This window comes from Nocardioides sp. TRM66260-LWL (genome assembly GCF_020075545.1).
GTDB lineage: Bacteria > Actinomycetota > Actinomycetes > Propionibacteriales > Nocardioidaceae > Nocardioides.
Window position 1 is genome coordinate 65,335 of sequence record NZ_JAIQZK010000003.1, and the last position, 12,895, is coordinate 78,229.

The 12,895-nt window shown below is 73.6% G+C and carries 10 protein-coding genes; 2 read left to right on the plus strand and 8 right to left on the minus strand.

Annotated elements, in window-relative coordinates; all coding sequences use genetic code 11:
- Positions 1 to 5: 5 nt before the first annotated feature.
- Complete coding sequence (locus tag K8Z61_RS09575; protein ID WP_224128897.1) at positions 6 to 938, minus strand: ATP-binding protein; 933 nt, start codon at positions 936 to 938, stop codon at positions 6 to 8.
- A gap of 466 nt (positions 939 to 1,404) precedes the next feature.
- Between K8Z61_RS09575 and K8Z61_RS09580 the strand changes: the two genes are divergently transcribed.
- On the plus strand, positions 1,405 to 2,859 hold the full coding sequence (locus K8Z61_RS09580) for an NAD(P)/FAD-dependent oxidoreductase (RefSeq protein WP_224128899.1): 1,455 nt from the start codon (positions 1,405 to 1,407) through the stop codon (positions 2,857 to 2,859).
- A gap of 49 nt (positions 2,860 to 2,908) precedes the next feature.
- Here K8Z61_RS09580 and K8Z61_RS09585 read toward each other — a convergent pair whose 3' ends face one another.
- Positions 2,909 to 3,541 carry a PaaI family thioesterase gene (locus tag K8Z61_RS09585; RefSeq protein ID WP_224128901.1) on the minus strand — a complete coding sequence of 211 codons (633 nt, stop codon included), beginning with the start codon at positions 3,539 to 3,541 and terminating at the stop codon, positions 2,909 to 2,911.
- Positions 3,542 to 3,587: 46 nt separating this feature from the next.
- Positions 3,588 to 5,075, minus strand: coding sequence for a hypothetical protein (locus K8Z61_RS09590; protein WP_224128904.1), 1,488 nt, complete (start codon positions 5,073 to 5,075; stop codon positions 3,588 to 3,590).
- A 183-nt stretch (positions 5,076 to 5,258) separates the two neighbouring features.
- Between K8Z61_RS09590 and K8Z61_RS09595 the strand changes: the two genes are divergently transcribed.
- Positions 5,259 to 6,800 (plus strand): adenylate/guanylate cyclase domain-containing protein, encoded by a 1,542-nt coding sequence (locus K8Z61_RS09595; protein WP_224128906.1) that lies wholly within the window; start codon positions 5,259 to 5,261, stop codon positions 6,798 to 6,800.
- Here the strand turns inward: K8Z61_RS09595 and K8Z61_RS09600 are convergent.
- From K8Z61_RS09600 to K8Z61_RS09620, 5 genes are all read right to left on the minus strand, one after another.
- Positions 6,797 to 7,579, minus strand: coding sequence for a helical backbone metal receptor (locus K8Z61_RS09600; protein WP_224128907.1), 783 nt, complete (start codon positions 7,577 to 7,579; stop codon positions 6,797 to 6,799). The genes K8Z61_RS09595 and K8Z61_RS09600 overlap by 4 nt on opposite strands.
- Positions 7,580 to 7,717: 138 nt before the next feature.
- Entirely contained in the window at positions 7,718 to 8,221 is a 504-nt protein-coding gene (locus K8Z61_RS09605) for a thioesterase family protein (RefSeq protein WP_224128909.1), read from the minus strand.
- A gap of 15 nt (positions 8,222 to 8,236) precedes the next feature.
- On the minus strand, positions 8,237 to 11,392 hold the full coding sequence (gene icmF, locus K8Z61_RS09610; protein ID WP_224128911.1) for a fused isobutyryl-CoA mutase/GTPase IcmF: 3,156 nt from the start codon (positions 11,390 to 11,392) through the stop codon (positions 8,237 to 8,239).
- Between the two features lie 197 nt (positions 11,393 to 11,589).
- Positions 11,590 to 12,099: a MarR family winged helix-turn-helix transcriptional regulator gene (locus tag K8Z61_RS09615; protein WP_224128913.1), complete on the minus strand. Its 510-nt coding sequence runs from the start codon at positions 12,097 to 12,099 to the stop codon at positions 11,590 to 11,592.
- Positions 12,096 to 12,893 carry a putative protein N(5)-glutamine methyltransferase gene (locus K8Z61_RS09620; RefSeq protein ID WP_224128914.1) on the minus strand — a complete coding sequence of 266 codons (798 nt, stop codon included), beginning with the start codon at positions 12,891 to 12,893 and terminating at the stop codon, positions 12,096 to 12,098. The genes K8Z61_RS09615 and K8Z61_RS09620 overlap by 4 nt, the downstream gene beginning before the upstream one ends.
- Positions 12,894 to 12,895 lie beyond the last annotated feature (2 nt).

Consider the following 12,895-nt stretch of genomic DNA (forward strand, 5'->3'; position numbering starts at 1 on the left):
GGGCCTCAGCTGGCGGCGCTGCGCTGGCTGGTCGAGTGCGCTCCGGAGGCGCTGAAGCGGCGCGGCTCCTCGCCCTGGGCCTGACGCACGACCTCGCCGAGGTACCACTGCTGGAAGCGCCGCTGCTCGGCCGTGCGGGCCAACGAGAGCAGCCGCTGCTGGTGGCAGAACTCGTCGGCGAGGTCGAGCAGGTCGATCAGCCGCGCGATCGGCCCGACCAGCGCGCGCGGGATGTCGAGGTCGATGTCGACGACCGGGGCGTCGCTGGCGAGCGCGTCCTCGATCTGGCGACGCATCGCGCTGGAGCGCACGCCGTCGTCGACGCTGCTGAAGACGCTGACGAGGTCCTCGGCCACGGGGTAGACCGAGCGGGCGGCGAGCGAGAGCAGCCGCACCTCGCGGCGCAGCTCGTCGAAGTGGTGGGCCAGGCCCAGGAACATCGGGACGGGCACGCCCTCGAGCCGGATCGTGACGGGATCGATCGGCGGCTCGGGCGCGCGCCGCTCGACGCCGGTGATGATGCCCTCGGCGCCGTCGCCGGCCTGGATCTCCGCCGCGGGCACGAACCACACGATCTTGCCGGCGGCGTCGACGTCAGCGCCCCACGCGTCGGAGCAGCGGGCCACGATCGCCAGGCCGCGGCCGAAGGTCAGCAGCACGTCGTCGTCGGGCTCGGAGGGACGCGGCAGCTCCGGCGGCTCCTGGGAGGCGTCGCGGATCTCGACCCGCGGGTGCTCCGCGGTGCCGCGCACCCGCACCTGGATCGGCGGCCGGCCGTGCAGCAGCGCGTTGGTGACGAGCTCGGAGACGCCGAGCTCGGCGCACTCCACGAGGTCGTCGCGTCCGATGGCCCGGCAGGTGTCGACGACCCAGCGGCGGGCGTCCTGGACGCCCCGCGGGCTGGCGTCCAGCAGCAGGGCTGGCCGGTTCAGCGGCACGGGCGTGACTCCATCGATCGGGGCCGAGACAGAGGTGGCGAGTGGGCGGATGGGACGGGTGGTGCGGTGGTCGCCTGGTTCAGGATGCCCGAGCGCAGATGGCGCGACCGTCGTGACATGCCCGCGCCACTGGCACCTAAAACCAGGTGATTGAACATTTTGCTTGGGGTGGCGTGGAACGGAGTCGGCCGTCTCGTCCCCCGGTTGAGGAGTCCGCACACCGGCCCGCCCTCTAGGGCGAGGGTCGGGCTCGGTTCGGCACTGCCCGTGGGGCTCCGTTCCGAAGGGAGGGGGCGGGAATGTGATCCAGCCCACGGGCATGCATCCGGGAGGAGGGGGCGTTAGGACACACTGGAGGCCACGCACGACAATGGCGGAGAGGCCGCCAGACCTCCTGCCGCCGGCAGGGATCCGCGCGAGGACGCCCCCGGCCTCAGGACGTCCCGATGGGAAGGTTCGGTACTCGATGACCACTCAGAAGCACCGCGTGGTCGTGATCGGCTCCGGCTTCGGCGGCCTGTTCGGCACCAAGGCCCTGCGTCGCTCCGACGTCGAGATCACGATGATCGCGAAGACCACCCACCACCTGTTCCAGCCGCTGCTCTACCAGGTGGCCACGGGCATCCTCTCCGAGGGCGAGATCGCGCCCCCGACGCGCGAGGTCCTGAGCCGTCAGCGCAACGCGAAGGTGCTGCTCGGCGAGGTCACCGACATCGACCTCGAGGCGCAGAAGGTCACCTCCCACGTGCTGGGCCGCGAGACCGTCACCGAGTACGACTCCCTGATCGTCGCCGCCGGCGCCGGCCAGTCGTACTTCGGCAACGACCACTTCGCCGAGCACGCCCCGGGCATGAAGAACATCGACGACGCGCTCGAGCTGCGCGGTCGCATCTTCGGCGCCTTCGAGCTCGCCGAGATCGGCGCCAGCCGCGGCGAGGACGTCGACCACCTGCTCACCTTCGTCGTCGTCGGCGCCGGCCCCACCGGCGTCGAGATGGCCGGGCAGATCGCCGAGCTCGCGCACCGCACGCTGCGCCGCGACTTCCGCGCGATCAACACCCAGAGCGCCCGCGTCGTCCTCGTCGACGCCGCCCCGCAGGTGCTGCCGCCCTTCGGCGCGCAGCTCGGCGCGAAGGCGAAGAAGGAGCTCGAGAAGCTCGGCGTCGAGGTCGTCCTCAACGCCATGGTCACCTCGCTCGACGAGCGCGGCCTCGACATGAAGCACAAGGACGGTCGCACCGAGCGGCTCGAGGCCGTCACCAAGATCTGGGCCGCCGGCGTGCAGGCCAGCCCGCTGGGCAAGCTGCTCGCCGACCAGACCGGCGCCCCGCTCGACCGCGCCGGCCGCATCGGCGTCAACCCCGACCTGACCCTGCCCGGGCACCCCGAGGTCTTCGTCGTCGGCGACATGATCTCCCTCGACCACCTGCCCGGCGTGGCGCAGGTCGCGATCCAGGGCGCCAAGTACGCCGCCAAGGAGATCGACGGTCGGCTCAAGGGCAAGCCGGCGCAGGCTCCCTTCAAGTACTTCGACAAGGGCTCGATGGCGATCATCAGCCGCTTCCGCGCCGTCGCCATGGTCGGCAAGGTGCGGCTCACCGGCACCGTCGCCTGGCTGATGTGGCTGGGCGTCCACCTGGTCTACATCACCGGCTTCAAGAACCGCGTCACGGCGTTGCTGCACTGGGCCGTCTCGTTCCTCGGCACCGGGCGCTCCGAGCGCACCGCCACCGAGCAGCAGATCTTCGGCCGCAACGCGCTCGCGCGGCTCGAGGGCGGCGCCTCCGACCTCGTCTCGCCTCCGGGCGAGTACGACTCCTCCCGCGAGGAGGGTCAGCGCCGCGAGGAGCTCGAGGCCGTGGCCGCCGAGGAGGCCCGGCTCACGGACGCGAACGAGCGCGGCGTGAAGGTCCGCGCCTGACGCCTCGCACCGGCCGCTCGCACCGTCGTCGCGCCCCGGCCGCGTCCGCTCAGGACGCGCCGGGGCGCGCCCATGCCGGGAGGATGAACAGGCCCTCGGCCTCCACCGTGACGCCCTCCGGGCCGATCAGGTGGCCGCGGGCCCAGGTCTTGATGCTCTCGCTCCGCTCGATCCAGGCTTCGCCGCGCAGGTCGCCCAGCGGCGTCGCCTGTCGGTAGCGCAGGCGCAGCGTGCCGGTCATGCCCGGACGTCCGCCCGCGCCGGCGGCCTGGCCGAGCAGCTGGTCGAGGATCAGCGCCGACACGCCGCCGTGCACCAGGCCCGGCGGGCCCTCGTACGCGGCACCGAGGTGGAAGTCCGAGACGGCCCGTCCGCTGGGGTCCTCGACGACCACCAGCGGCGGCGCGAGCGGGTTGCGCAGGCCGATCACGCTGTTGCCCCACGCGCGGCCGCGTCCGGCCTCGCTCATCCGCACGCCGAACGGGCCGTCGAGCTGGCGGCGGCGCAGGCGGGCCGTGATCGCCTCGATCTCGGCCTGCGCGGCACGCACCTCGTCGAGGTCGACGGTGGTGCGGATGGTCGCGTCGACGAGGTCGCGCACGGCGTCGGCGAAGGGGCCGAACGTCGCCCGGTGCTCGTCGATCTCGGCGGGGGAGAGGTCCTCGGGGACGTAGCGCGGCACCCGGGCACTCTAGAACGTGTTCTCGTTCTGCGCGGCGACTCGGCCCTCAGAGCTCCGGACGGTGGTACCGCAGCGCGGCGAGCAGCTCCTCGGGGTCGACCATCGAGCGGGTGATCTCGAACGGCGCGATCCCGCGACGGTGGAACAGCAGCCGCCAGCGTCGGCTCGACGGGTCGCCGACGGACTCGATCTGCGTGTAGGTGCTGGCGACGTCGAACTCGTGCCGCCCGGCCGCGCTGCGCACCTCGAGGCGGCCGCCGTGCAGGCTGAGCCGGGCGACCGGCGACGCGGCGCGGACGGCCCACACGATGCCGGTGAGCACGGCCAGGCCGAGGGTGACGGCGGCGCTGAGGTCGGTGCCGTCGAGGTAGGCCAGCGTGCCGGCGGCCAGGGTGGCCGCCAGGGACGTCAGCAGGGCGATGGTCGCGATGCGCCGGCCCGTGGTGCGGGGCGTGAAGTCGATCGACGGCGGCGGGTCGGACGCCACCGGCGGGGTCGCGTGCCGCCAGTCGACCGTGCTCGCGCGGGCGGGCGCCGGGCGGGGCGCCGGCGGCGTGCGGCGGGCCGCGGTCTCGCGGACCGGCGGCGGCTCCGGGCTCGGGATGGGCGTGCTTTCCGGCTCGGGCTCGGGCGTGACCTCGGACGTGAGTTCAGGGGTGACGTCGGGCGTGAGCTCGGGCTCGGGGGCGTGCGACTCGGGAGTCGCGGGCGCGCGGCGGACGCGTCGGGCTCGGGGGTGGCGGGCCGCGGGCGCAGGTGCAGGTGCCGGCTCGATCTGCTCGGCCGTCGGCGGCTCCGGGTCGGCGTCGGCCTCCGGGGCGGCCGGCGTCTGCGCCGGCGCCGGGAGCTCGGCGTCCGGTACGGGCGGGGCGGGCGGGGCGGGCGCGGCGAAGAAGCGATCGAGCGTCGCTGCGGCGTCGATCTCCGGCACGGAGTCGGGCTCCGGCGTCGGCTCCGCCGCGGTCGGCTCGGCCACGGGCCGCTCGGGCTCGACCTCTGGCTCGACGACGGGCGTGGTCGCGACGGGCGCGGCGACGGGTGCGGCGAAGAACCGGTCGAGGGTCGCGGCCGCGTCCACCTCCGGCATGGGCTCGGGGACCGGCGGGGCCGCCGGGGCCTCGGGGGCCTCCGGGGTGACGTCGGTGGGCTCGAGCAGCTCCAGCACGTCCGGGATCTCGACCGACTCGGCCTCGCGGCGTCGTCCACGGCGTCGTCCGCGACCGGACTGCTCCTGCTCGGCCCGCTTGCGCGCCGAGAGCATCAGCACCGGCTCCCACTCGGTGGCGGGGGTCTCGACAGGCTCGACCACCGGGCGGGGCTCGACCACCGGGCGGGGCTCGACCGGCGGGCGGGTCTCGATCTCGGGGCGGGGCTCGACCTCCGAGCGGCGCTCGGGCGCGCCCAGCCGCGGCACCCCGAAGGTGCGCGGACGGGCGGCGACGTCCTCGACGGTGCGCGCGCGATGCTCGAGCCAGCGGTCGACGAGCTCCGTGTCGGAGCCCTCCTCCCGGGGCCCGCCCTCCTCGTTCCCCATGGTCAGCCACGGTACGTCGATCCTCGCGTCCCCGCAGCGAGACCGCGGCGCCGGATGACACACTGCGGCCACAGGTCGTCCACGCGACGGCAAACCCCCCCTGTCACCATCACCACCGCAGCCCACACACCCCACACCCCACCCACCCCACACACCACCCGGCACGGCCGGACGGGAGGCAGCGTGCGCGAGCAGCCCTTCGGCTCGTTCCTGCTCGGCTCGACGGACCAGTCGCCGCGCCTGCTGCGGATCCGCGTCCAGACGCTGCTGACGATCATCCTGGTGAGCACGCACCTGATCGGCGCGCTGATCGTCGTCGCGCTCACCGCGTGGGTGCTGCCCTCGCGGCCGACCGGCGACGGCATCCGGCTGGCGCTGTTCATCGCGGTGCCGGTGTACGTGGGCGTCGCCGTGCTGCTCGGCGTGCTGATCGGCACCCGCGAGTCGCTGCGGACCCTGCGCTGGGTGCAGCGCGGCCGGGTGCCCGACGAGGCGGAGCGACGTCAGGCGCTCGAGGTCCCGCTGCGGCTCACCACCCTCCAGGGCGGGCTGTGGTTCGGCGCAGTGGTGCTGTTCACCGGGCTGGCCGCGATCCTCCAGCCCGACCGGATGATCACCTCCGCGGCCACCGTCGGCCTCGCCGCGATGGTCGTCTGCGCGGTGGCCTACCTGCTCACGGAGTTCACCCTGCGTCCGGTCAGCGCCCTCGCGCTGCGGGACGCCGACGTCCGGCGGCGTCCGCGCGGCCTGGGCGTCGGCGGCCGGATGGTGATGTTCTGGCTGCTCGGCACCGGGGCGCCGATCGTCGGTCTGGTGATCACCTCGATCCTCGTGCTCGGCGGCGAGCCCGTCACCGGACGGCGGCTCGCCCTCGAGGTGCTGGTGCTCGGCGGCATCGTGCTGGTCTTCGGCTTCCTGGTCACCCTGCTCAACGCGCGGGCCGTGGTCTCGCCGGTCGAGTCGGTGCGCTCGGCCCTCGAGCGCGTCGAGCGCGGCGACCTCGACACCGACCTCGCGGTGTACGACGCCACCGAGCTGGGTCTGCTGCAGGCCGGCTTCAACCGGATGGCCGCGGGCCTGCGCGAGCGCGAGCGCCTGCGCGACCTCTTCGGCCGGCACGTCGGACGCGAGGTCGCACAGGCCGCCGCCGCCGGCGAGGTGCGCCTCGGCGGCGAGACCCGGGAGGTCAGCGTCCTCTTCGTCGACCTCGTCGGCTCGACGACGCTGGCCGCCGACCGCGACCCGGCCGAGGTCGTCGACCTGCTCAACGGCTTCTTCGCCGTGGTGGTCGAGGAGATCGATCGGCGCGGCGGCATCGTCAACAAGTTCCTCGGCGACGCGGTGCTCGCCGTCTTCGGCGCCCCCGTCGACCTGCCCGACCACGCCACCCGTGCGCTGTCGGCCGCCCGCGCCATGGCCGATCGGCTGCCCGTCGAGCAGCCCCAGCTGAGCGCCGGCATCGGCGTCTTCACCGGCGCCACGGTGGCCGGCAACGTCGGCACCGCGCGACGCCTGGAGTACACCGTCATCGGCGACGCCGTGAACGCCGCCGCGCGCCTGGTCGAGCTGGCCAAGCAGGCGCCCGGCGGCATCGCGGCCGCGGCCGAGACCCTCGACGCCGCCTCGGACGACGAGCGCGCCTGCTGGCAGGGCTGGCGCACAGGGGACGACGCCGTCGTCCTGCGTGGCCGCTCCCGCTCGACCGAGGTGTGGGTGCGGGCCTAGGTGCGCGGGCCGGTTTCCCCGGATATCCGGGGAAACTGGACGTTGTCAGGGGAAGTTTCGCCTGACAACGTCCAGTTCTCCCTGACCAGTTCGGCCATCGAGGCCGCGTCGACCAGCGACGGGCCGTACCAGGTGAGCAGCCGTCCGCTCACCAGGGCCGTCGGGACGCCGAACGCCTCGGGGCCGTCGTCGGCGGTGAAGACGTAGGGCTCGTCGGGGAGCAGCACGACGTCCGGGCGCCGCTTCTCGATCTCCGCGATCTCGACCCGCGGATAGCGATCGGCGTCGGCGAAGACGTTCTCCCAGCCCAGCCGCCGGCACAGGTCGGACGTGAAGGTGTCACCGCCGACGACCATCCACGGGTCGCGCCAGATCGGCACGGCCACCCGCGTCGTCACCGGCGGGAGCGGCCCGCACCAGAGCCGCTCGGCCTCCGCCAGCCACGCGGGCTCGTGGGCGTCGAGCAGACCGAGCAGGTGGCGGTAGGCGGCGACGGCGTCGGGCACGGTCGCGATGTCGGTGACCTCGACCCGGACGCCCTGCTCCCGCAGCCGCCGCACGTCGAGCTCGCGGTTCTCCTCCTTGTTCGCCACCACCAGATCGGGGCCGAGCGCGACGATCGCGGCGACGTCGGGGTTCTTGGTGCCGCGCACGCGCGCGACGCCGCGGGCGTCGAGGTCGGCGGGATGCGTGCACCAGTCGGTGGCGCCGACCAGGGCGACCTCGGGCAGCGTCGCCAGCGCCTCGGTGATCGACGGGACGAGGCTCACGACGCGCATGCGGCCAGGCTAGTCAGCCAGGTCGAGGCTCCTGCGGCTTCCGTGACGCGTAGGGCTCCGTCGACGGCTCCATGAGGTGCCGTGCGCGTCACGGAGCGTCGGTTTCCCCGGTCGACCGGGGAAACCGACAATCGGGCCTCAGTGCAGCGCGAGCGCGCCGGACGTGGCGGCCGGGAACGGCAGTGCGGCGTGCTCGGCGATGCGGGCGTCGAGCGCGGCGGCGACGTCGTCGGGCCAGGGGGCGGTGCGACGGTCGGCGAGGTCGATGTGGAGGAAGATCTCCTCGAAGGCGCACGAGACGCGCTCGCGGGTGTCGTCGAGGATGTACACGAGCACGTGCGCGGCCCGCTCCGAGCGGCCCAGCAGCCGCACCCGCACCGACATGCGGTCGCCGGTGCGCAGCTCGTCGAGGTACCAGACGTGGTGCTCGGCGGAGAAGCAGGCGTGGCCGGCCACGAGCGGCCAGTTCTGCGGGATGCCGAGGTCGACCAGCGACTCGTCGAGCCCCTCGCTGCCGATGCCGAGGTAGTGGCGGACGTTGAGGTGGCCGTTGCTGTCCTCGAACGCCACCGGCACCGGCTGCTCGGTGTAGGCGGGCAGAGCGGCGAGCTGCTCGTAGGTCGGGTGCTGGATGCGCGTCACGACGTCCGACCCTAGTCAGACGTTGCGCCGGTAGGCACCCCCGACCTCGAAGAACGCCTCGGTGACCTGGCCGAGCGAGCAGACGCGCGCGGCGTCCATGAGCACCGCGAAGACGTTCTCGCCCGACGTCGCCGCCGCCTTGAGTCGCGCGAGCGCCTGCTGCGCCTCGGTGGCGTGCTCGGCCTGGAAGGCCCGCACCCGCTGCAGCTGGGAGGTCTTCTCGGCCTCGGTGGCTCGGGCCAGCTCGATCTCCTGCGGCTCGGCCGAGTCGGCGTGCGGGTTGCGGAAGGTGTTGACGCCGATGATCGGCAGGCTGCCGTCGTGCTTGCGGTGCTCGTAGAGCATCGACTCGTCCTGGATGCGGCCGCGCTGGTAGCCGGTCTCCATCGCGCCGAGCACGCCGCCGCGCTCGTTGATGCGGTCGAACTCCAGCAGCACGGCCTCCTCGACGAGGTCGGTGAGCTCGTCGATGACGAACGAGCCCTGCAGCGGGTTCTCGTTCATCGCCAGGCCCCACTCGCGGTTGATGATCAGCTGGATCGCCAGCGCCCGGCGCACCGACTCCTCGGTGGGGGTGGTGACGGCCTCGTCGTAGGCGTTGGTGTGCAGGCTGTTGGCGTTGTCGTAGATCGCGATCAGCGCCTGCAGCGTGGTGCGGATGTCGTTGAAGTCCATCTCCTGCGCGTGCAGGGAGCGGCCGGACGTCTGCACGTGGTACTTCAGCTTCTGGCTGCGCTCGCCGGCGCCGTAGCGCTCCTTCATCGCCACGGCCCAGATGCGCCGCGCGACGCGTCCGATCACCGAGTACTCGGGGTCCATGCCGTTGGAGAAGAAGAACGACAGGTTGGGCGCGAAGTCGTCGATCGCCATGCCCCGCGCGAGGTAGGACTCGACGTAGGTGAAGCCGTTGGCGAGGGTGAACGCGAGCTGGCTGATGGGGTTCGCCCCGGCCTCGGCGATGTGGTAGCCCGAGATCGACACCGAGTAGAAGTTGCGGACGTCGTGCTCGATGAACCACTGCTGGATGTCGGCCATGCACCGCAGCGAGAACTCGGTGGAGAACAGGCAGGTGTTCTGCCCCTGGTCCTCCTTGAGGATGTCGGCCTGGACGGTGCCGCGGACGGTGCGCAGCGCCTCGGCCGGGTCGACGCCCCGCTCGCGGGCCTGGTCGAGCACGGTGTTGAGGAAGAACGCCAGGACGGTCGGTGCGGGGCCGTTGATCGTCATCGAGACGCTCGTGGTGGGCGCGAGCAGGTCGAAGCCGGCGTACAGCTCCTTCATGTCCTGCAGCGTCGCCACCGAGACGCCCGAGGTGCCGACCTTGCCGTAGACGTCCGGACGCTCGTCGGGGTCGCGGCCGTAGAGGGTGACGGAGTCGAAGGCGGTGGAGAGGCGGGTGGCGGGCTGACCCTCGGAGAGCACCTTGAACCGGCGGTTGGTGCGGGCGGGGTCGCCCTCGCCGGCGAACATGCGGGCGGGGTCCTCGCCCTCGCGCTTGAACGGGAACACGCCGGCGGTGAACGGGAACCGGCCGGGCACGTTCTCGGCGCGCCAGAACCGGACGAGCTCGCCGTGGTCCTCGTAGCGCGGCAGCGCCACCTTCGGGATCGCGTTGCCCGAGAGCGACGTGCGGCGCGGGGCCGCGGCGTACTCGGCGACGAGCGCCGGCCAGCCGTCGATCTGGTCGCGGATCTCGCGGGGGAGGTCGGCGCGGGCGTCGGCCAGCAGGGCGTCGATCTCGCTCCGCTCGGTGAGCTCCTCGGCCACCGACGCGAGGCGCTGGACGCGTCGGGCCGCCGCGGCGAGCTCGGCGGTGCGCGCGTGGTAGCCGCGGACGGTCTCGGAGATCTCGGCGAGGTACCGCACCCTGCTGGCCGGCACGAGCTGCCGGATGCGGGTGGACGTCTTCTGCCCGACCGGCGCGAGCGTGCCCTCGGCGGCCGGCAGGCCCTTCTCGACCAGGAGGTCGCGCAGGTGCTGGTAGAGCGCGGTGACGCCGTCGTCGTCGAAGGTGGCCGCCGAGGTGCCGAAGACCGGCATGTCGGAAGGCTGCTGGCCGAACGCCTCGCGGTTGCGCACCAGCTGGCGCCCGACGTCGCGCAGGGCGTCCTCGGCGCCGCGGCGCTCGAACTTGTTGATCGCCACGACGTCGGCGAAGTCGAGCATGTCGATCTTCTCCAGCTGCGAGGCGGCGCCGAACTCCGGCGTCATGACGTAGAGGGAGGCGTCGACGAACGGGACGATCGCGGCGTCGCCCTGGCCGATGCCGGGGGTCTCGACGATCACCAGGTCGAACCCCGCCGCCCGGACGACGGTGAGCACGTCGTCGAGGTGGTCGGGCAGCTCGTGGGCGCCGCGGGTGGCGAGCGAGCGGAAGAGGACGCGGTCGCCGTCGAGGCTGTTCATCCGGATGCGGTCGCCGAGCAGCGCCCCGCCGCCCTTGCGCCGGGTGGGATCGACGGCGATGACCGCGACCCGCAGCTTGTCCTGCTGGTCGACGCGCAGGCGCCGGACGAGCTCGTCGGTGAGCGAGGACTTGCCCGACCCGCCGGTGCCGGTGATGCCCAGCACCGGACGGTGCGAGCGGGCGGCGCGCAGGGCGTCCAGCAGCTCGGGTGGGAGCGTGCCGAGCTCGGCGCCGGTGATCGCGCGGGACACGGCCAGGCGGTCGCCGGCCAGCACCTGCTCGGCGGTGACCGGGCCCTGCTCCCACAGGTCGAAGTCGCAGTCGCGGACGACGGTGTTGACCATGCCGGCCAGCCCGAGGCGCTGCCCGTCCTCGGGGGAGAAGATCGTGACGCCGCTGGCCCGGAGCCGCTCGATCTCGGCCGGGACGATCACGCCGCCGCCGCCGCCCACCACGCGGACGTGCCCGGCGCCGGCCTCGCGCAGCCGCTGGACGAGGTACTCGAAGTACTCGACGTGGCCGCCCTGGTAGCTGGAGACGGCGACGCCCTGGACGTCCTCCTCCAGCGCCGCGTCGACGACCTCCTGCACCGAGCGGTTGTGGCCGAGGTGGATGACCTCGCAGCCCTGGCTCTGGAAGATCCGCCGCATGATGTTGATCGACGCGTCGTGACCGTCGAACAGGCTGGACGCCGTGACGAGCCGCACGGGGTGCGTCGGGACGTGCAGGGCGGGGGTCGCGGGGGTGTCGACGGTGTCGGTCACGGGAGGTCCTCGCTGGCCGGGAAGATGGTTGGATGTCCAACTATCAGGACTGACGCAATCGTAGGACGTCCAAGCATCGGTGTGAAGCGCGTCTCGTCACCGACATGTCAGGGGAAGCTGGACGTTGTCAGGCGAAACTTCCCCTGACAACGTCCGGTTTCCCCGGATATCCGGGGAAACCTGCCTCGGCGCCCGCCTCAGTCGACGACGTCCCCGCCCGAGGCCCGCAGCTCGCGCAGCAGCCCGGTGAGGGCGACGAGTCGGTCGTGGTCGAGCCCGGGGGCGGCGAAGACGTCGCGGTTGAGGCCGTCGGTGGCGCGGGCGGCGACCTCGCGGCCGGCGTCGGTGATCGAGGCGAGGACGATGCGCCGGTCGGTCTCGCCGCGCAGCCGCTCGACGAAGCCCTGCCGCTCGAGTCGGTCGACGGCGCTCGTGACCGACGTGGGGTGCACCTGCAGCAGCGAGCCGAGCTTCATCATCGGCATCTGCCCGCGCGAGGAGAACGAGAGCAGCTGCAGCACCTCGTAGCGGGCGAAGGACAGCTCCAGCGGACGCAGGACGGCGTCGATCCGCTCCATGGCGAGCTGGGTGGTGCGCACGAGCGAGGTCACCATCGCCATGCCGTCGGCGGCGTCGCCCCAGCCGTGGGCCGACCACTGCCGGTGGGCCTCGCGGATGGGGTCGCGGCGCGGGGTGCTGGGGCTCATCGGGCGTCAGTCTGGCCGATGCCGGCGGCGGATCGGCGCACCTCCACCGCCACGGCCCCGCGTTCGGGGTCGCGATGGACGCGTCCGACCAGTCCGCGGGCGGCGGCCAGTCGCAGCAGGACGGGCGCCTGCGCCTCGCCGCACTCGGTGAGCAGCACGCCGTCCGGACGCAGCCAGCCGGCGGGCCCGGCGAGCCCGTCGAGCACCCGTCGGTGCAGCGCGAGCCCGTCCGGTCCGCCGTCGAGCGCCCGGGCGGGCTCGTGGTCGCGCGCCTCGCGGGGCAGGCCGGCCACGGCGTCGCTGGGCACGTACGGCGCGTTGCACAGCACGACGGCGACCCGGCCGCGCAGGCCCGCCGGCACGGCGTCCCACAGGTCGCCGCACGCCACCCGCTCCGGCGGCAGGAGGCGTCGGGCCAGCGCGACGGCGGCCGGGTCGAGGTCGCCGGCCCACAGGTCGACGCCGGGCACCCGGCGGACGAGCGCCGCGCCCAGGGCGCCCGCGCCGCAGCACAGGTCGAGCACGACGTCCCCGGGGCGGACGAGCGCGGCCGCCACCTCGACGAGCAGCGCCGAGCGCTGCCGCGGCACGAAGACGCCGGCCGCCGCGGGCACGCGCACGCCGTCGAAGTCGGTCCAGCCGACCACGGTCTCCAGCGGCTCGCCGGCGACCCGTCGCGCCAGCCGGGCCGCGAGGTCGTGGGCGTCGGCCGACGCCTCGCGCAGCAGGGCGGCCTCCTCCTCGGCGAACACGCACCCCGCGGCGCGCAGCGCGTCCACGATCGCCTCGCCCACGG

Excerpts from the sequence above, each read along its gene's own strand:
- K8Z61_RS09615 (WP_224128913.1), bottom strand. The coding sequence starts at position 12,099 with ATGAGCCCCAGCACCCCGCGCCGCGACCCCATCCGCGAGGCCCACCGG.
- K8Z61_RS09590 (WP_224128904.1), bottom strand. The coding sequence starts at position 5,075 with ATGGGGAACGAGGAGGGCGGGCCCCGGGAGGAGGGCTCCGACACGGAG.
- K8Z61_RS09580 (WP_224128899.1), top strand. The coding sequence starts at position 1,405 with ATGACCACTCAGAAGCACCGCGTGGTCGTGATCGGCTCCGGCTTCGGC.
- K8Z61_RS09600 (WP_224128907.1), bottom strand. The coding sequence starts at position 7,579 with ATGCGCGTCGTGAGCCTCGTCCCGTCGATCACCGAGGCGCTGGCGACG.